Genomic DNA, 4642 nt, shown 5'->3' with positions numbered 1-4642 from the left:
TTATAGGGCATCATAACATCTAAAATACAGATGTCGAAATTATCCTTTTTAAATTTTTCAAACCCCTCCATTCCGTTTTTTGCCAAGGTAACGTCAAAATCGTTCATTGACAGGTAATCTTTGAGCACTATCCCAAAATTGGGATCGTCTTCTACCAAAAGTATTTTTTTGTTTACTGTTTCCATAGTATTGAGTTAGCGAAGTCACTAGGACTTCAGATTAAAGGCAATTTTATGTAGAAAGTGCTTCCTTTTCCTTTTTCACTCTCCGCATAGACTTCACCTTGATGATCGTCTATTATTTTTTTAACATAGGCTAGACCAAGTCCATGTCCTTTCACATTATGTATGTCTCCCGTATGCTCGCGATAGAATTTTTCAAAAACCTTCTTGACTACCGCTTTGCTCATACCGGCACCATGGTCCTGTACCTTTATGATGATGTGGTTTTTGGCAACTTCCGTAAAAATATCGATACGAGGTGCTTCGGGGGAGTATTTTATGGCATTGTCCATAATATTGACAATGACATTGGTAAAGTGCATCTCGTTGGCCACTACCTCACTGCGATCTGCATTGAGATGGGTCTCGATATACCCGCCCCGATCGGCTACAATGAGCTCGACGTGGGCGATAGCATCTTGAATTATGTCGTGTGCATCTACCCTGTCCTTACTAATATCCAGCTGGTTTTTTTCCAATTTCGATATGCGCAATACGTTCTCGACCTGTGCGTGCATGCGTTTGTTCTCGTCCCTAATCATAGTTAGATAACGCTGCACCTTCTCTTGGTCACCGATGATTTTCGGGTTCCGTATGGCTTCCACCGCCAAATTTATGGTGGCGATGGGCGTTTTGAATTCATGGGTCATATTGTTTATAAAATCGGATTTTATCTCGGCTATCTGTTTTTGTCGGATCAACTGATAAATAGCACCTGCGTATGAAGCCACTATTACCAAGGTAAACAATAAGGATAAAATGGCCAGCCCCATGATGGATCCCATCAAAAACCCTTTCTTTTTCGGAAAGGAAATCAAGAGCGAAAAACTACTATTCCCCTCACTATCCTTAAAAATAGGGGTTTTATAAAGCGCGTTTTCAGCCAATTTGAATTTCGGGGATTTTACCTTCGTTGGCAAACCCCTACTATATACGCCGTATTCAAAGTCAAGGTTCAGATTTCGGTTTCTCAGCTCACGAGCTACAAGCAGTTCGATTTCCTGTTTGCTTACTCTTTTGTGAATCGGCACTTTTTTGGCATATTCGCTGAATACATCTTCAAAGGCTGCTTTCTCCATAGACGAAAGTCCCCCAATTTTCTCGAGCTTTTGAACTGCCGTCAACTGTAAACCCTTACCGTCAATACCAAAATCCTCTTTATAAATCGTCTTGGTGCGCTTACTGGTATACCCTTTTATGGTAGTCGTATCGTTGGCATTGCCGTTGTCAAAGAACGTGGATGAAATATTGTAATCTTCCTCAAGAATACCGTGGGAATAAAACCGGATTTCGTTGGAATTGGCGTCACGGTCAATGAAAAAAATATCCTTCAAATGCGAACTTCTAGGTTCGCCGCCGACACTATCCTGTATATTGATATAGCGTTCAAAATAATCTTTCCGTTCCCGCTCCTCGATTTTTTCCGAAACGTTGTGTAATACTTCGGATACCGTAGTGGTGAATTGCTCCTCTTTATCCGCTACCGATTGCTTGATCCAAAACACCTGGACCAAGATTATTCCTATCAGGGAGAGACTCATCAACACCACCAACAGCACAAATAACCTCTTGTTCATGTGTCAAACCGTTCTTTGTAAAATTAAAGATTTAACAGTAGCAATCGAAGTGTTTAACCAAACCTTAACAGAAATGTTAAAATTCAGAATTTTGGTCATTTTCAACTAGGGCGCGGTGTATGTTCAACACTTGACGCTTCGTTGTTTTCAGGTCAAGGTTCTCGATTATATAGTCGGAGGCATCGATTTTTCGTGCATCCTCCCATTGGTTTTGCATCCGGGCCTTGATAGTGGTAGGTGAGCTTTGTGGATCCCTATCCATAATACGTTCTATACGCAGGTTTTCGGGTGCTGTTACCAAAATGATCTTATCGTAGAAATCTTGTGAACCTACCTCAAAAATTATGGCGGCCTCTTGAATCACGTAGGCTGTTTTTTGCAATTTCGACCAGGCCGAAAAATGGGTTCTTACCGCCGGATGTACGATGGAATTCAGCTTCCCTAACAGGGACTTATCAGTAAACACCTGTTCGGAGATGAAGGTTTTGTTTAACCGTTCACCCGAATAGGCGGCTTCGCCAAGGAGTTTTTTTAAAGCTTTTTTCACGGCTTTAGAGGTTTCCATTAGCTTTTTGGCTTGGTCATCGGAATTATACACAGGAACACCGAGTTCGGCAAACATCTTTGCCACGGTCGTTTTACCACTGCCTATGCCCCCGGTCAAGCCTACATATTTCATTTCTGTTTTATAATATATTCAACTTCTGTTTCCTTGAGTTTTACACTATGTATCCCTTCTGGTTTTTTGCGCAGCTCTAGCAGCAGTTCTTCGGATGCTTCGTTCTTTTTGGCCTTATAATCCGCGACGACCTGAAAATCAGTCTGTTTCAGCTCCTTTAAACGTTTCATTTTCGCCTTGCATATAACGGATACCCTATCGGGAAACGTCTTTACGTCGAGATCATCGGGAAGATTAATGACCGTAACAGGCACCTCAAAAATCTTTTCCGAAAAGCGGGCGATCTTACCGCTCAATACTACAGTGTTCACTGAGTAGGTCGTGTTCTTTAATTTCGGGGATCTGAACAAGCTCAGCTCTTCTACAAAGTCGGAAGTAAGATCGGGCAAGGTTGTTTTTTCCGTCCGTATTTGGGTGATACTATCTATTTCATCTTTGGGACCGGTCACCGAAATAGTATCGGGGGTCATCCGTATCTGTCCATCCAATAGATAGTTCTGCGCCAGGTTCATTTGTACCCGGGGTCTAACGGGCAGCTTTTTTATGATTACCGGCAACAAATCAAGAAAGAGGGTGTCATCGTCGATTTCTAAAAGCGCCATCGAACCGGTCATCTGTTTTTCTATTTGAATGCGGTAACGGTTTTCGGGAACGTAGAACTTGGAATTGTTTTTCTCCGCTTCGGCTACGTCGATGCTAACTTTTTTATTTTTGAAATTAAATCCGAGAAACTGGAATCCTCCGGCCCTTATCTTTACATCCATTTCATTTTTTGAGGCACCTTTGAACAAGTATCCATCGGGAAAGTTCACGTACTCCAGATCAAAGGCCGCGGTACTGACATAGGTTTGTGATAGGGCATTGATAAACCAAATAGCGGCAGAACAGCCCAAAAATGCAAAGAATACTTTCGCTTTTCGCTTTTTCAGGACTCGTTTTATGCTCTTTATCATCTTCATCGATTAATGAACTTGTCTAGCGTTCAATCTACCCTATCGGCATCCTTAAAAAATAAATGCGGAAATAGCTCTTCGGCTTTCTTGCCGCTAAAGTTAAGGAAGATGGTGGACTTAAGGAAACCGTAACCATATCCCACAAACTGTATACACACCGCAACCAAAGATAGCATCGCTATGGCCAAGCTTCTGTTCTTTAGTAGGGAATCCAAAAAAATTATTCCAAAATAGAGGCCATACAACCACATGGGCAGCACGATTCCGAGATTCCAAAATATCAGGGCCACCAAAAATCCTAGGCAAAACAACGTAGGAAACCAGTAGGTCATCTTTGCCGTTTTCGGATATCGTCGGGTTATGATTGGACGGACCATACCGAACTTTTTCACCTGAACGAAGAATTTATACCAGTCGATGCGCCTTTTATGGTAAACGAAAGCTTCGGGAATCAACTTCGTGACAAAACCCTTGTCCCAGATTCTAAAAGTTAGGTCCGGATCCTCTCCCGGATGGATATTTCCGAAACCGCCGGTAGCTTCGAAAGCCAATTTGGAAAGCCCCATATTAAAGCTGCGTGGTTGAAATCCTCCTTTTTGACCGGCAGTTGTGCCTTTATTACCGGAAACCCTGTCCGATACTTTTCGGTTTCCCCGAATGCCGCCGGTAGTCAATACGGCGGTCATGGCATAATTGATTCCTTTTTGCACCAAACTGAACGATTCATGCGCCGCATCGGGACCGCCATAGCAATGCACATACTCCGCTTGAAGGGATTTTGCAACGGTATCAAGATATTCGGGCGGTAGGATACAATCGGAATCCAAAATAATAAAATAATCGCCTTTGGCCCGCGCCATCCCGTAATTTCTAGAACTACCCGGACCGGAATTGGGCTTTTTCAGGTAGGTGACGGAAAGCACATCCTTTCCTTCCACATGCCTGTGCATAAAATCAACAATAATCGGCTCGCAGGGAATGGTAGAACCGTCTTCGACAACCACGATTTCAAAAGCATCGGAAAAGGTCTGTACGGCCAGACTTTCCAAAAGCTCACCAATCTCCTCGGGCCGGTTGTACACTGGAATAATGAAGGAAAAGGCTATTTTCATTCAGTGATCACTTCGCAAACTGCTCCATCACCTCTTGGCTGACCCCGGTATTCGAGAACCCACCGTCGTGAAAAAGGTTTTGCATCGTGACTTTTTTGGT

At 43.0% G+C, this 4642-nt stretch carries 5 protein-coding genes and 1 pseudogene; all 6 read right to left on the bottom strand.

Features of this window, described 5'->3' with window-relative positions:
* Positions 1-185, bottom strand: a 185-nt coding sequence (locus ACEW8S_RS14840; RefSeq protein ID WP_373518910.1) for a response regulator transcription factor, incomplete at its 3' end; no start/stop codon positions are given.
* A 29-nt stretch (positions 186-214) separates the two neighbouring features.
* Positions 215-1798, bottom strand: coding sequence for a sensor histidine kinase (locus tag ACEW8S_RS14835; protein WP_373518909.1), 1584 nt, complete (start codon positions 1796-1798; stop codon positions 215-217).
* 76 nt (positions 1799-1874) lie between these two features.
* Positions 1875-2477, bottom strand: coding sequence for a dephospho-CoA kinase (gene coaE / locus ACEW8S_RS14830; protein WP_373518908.1), 603 nt, complete (start codon positions 2475-2477; stop codon positions 1875-1877).
* Positions 2474-3430 carry a CdaR family protein gene (locus ACEW8S_RS14825; RefSeq protein ID WP_373518907.1) on the bottom strand — a complete coding sequence of 319 codons (957 nt, stop codon included), beginning with the start codon at positions 3428-3430 and terminating at the stop codon, positions 2474-2476. Before ACEW8S_RS14825 ends, coaE begins: the two co-directional genes overlap by 4 nt.
* A gap of 29 nt (positions 3431-3459) precedes the next feature.
* Positions 3460-4542 (bottom strand): glycosyltransferase family 2 protein, encoded by a 1083-nt coding sequence (locus ACEW8S_RS14820; RefSeq protein ID WP_373518906.1) that lies wholly within the window; start codon positions 4540-4542, stop codon positions 3460-3462.
* Positions 4543-4549: 7 nt separating this feature from the next.
* A pseudogene (locus ACEW8S_RS14815) lies at positions 4550-4642 on the bottom strand (enoyl-ACP reductase); the annotation flags it as partial.

Source organism: Pricia sp. (assembly GCF_041745955.1).
Classification (GTDB): domain Bacteria; phylum Bacteroidota; class Bacteroidia; order Flavobacteriales; family Flavobacteriaceae; genus Pricia.
This window is presented reverse-complemented; position numbering and strand designations above follow the sequence as displayed.

What these genes read in the sequence shown, in the direction of transcription:
- ACEW8S_RS14835 (WP_373518909.1), bottom strand. Translation starts at nt 1,798, where the DNA reads ATGAACAAGAGGTTATTTGTGCTGTTGGTGGTGTTGATGAGTCTCTCC.
- ACEW8S_RS14825 (WP_373518907.1), bottom strand. Translation starts at nt 3,430, where the DNA reads ATGATAAAGAGCATAAAACGAGTCCTGAAAAAGCGAAAAGCGAAAGTA.
- ACEW8S_RS14820 (WP_373518906.1), bottom strand. Translation starts at nt 4,542, where the DNA reads ATGAAAATAGCCTTTTCCTTCATTATTCCAGTGTACAACCGGCCCGAG.
- coaE (WP_373518908.1), bottom strand. Translation starts at nt 2,477, where the DNA reads ATGAAATATGTAGGCTTGACCGGGGGCATAGGCAGTGGTAAAACGACC.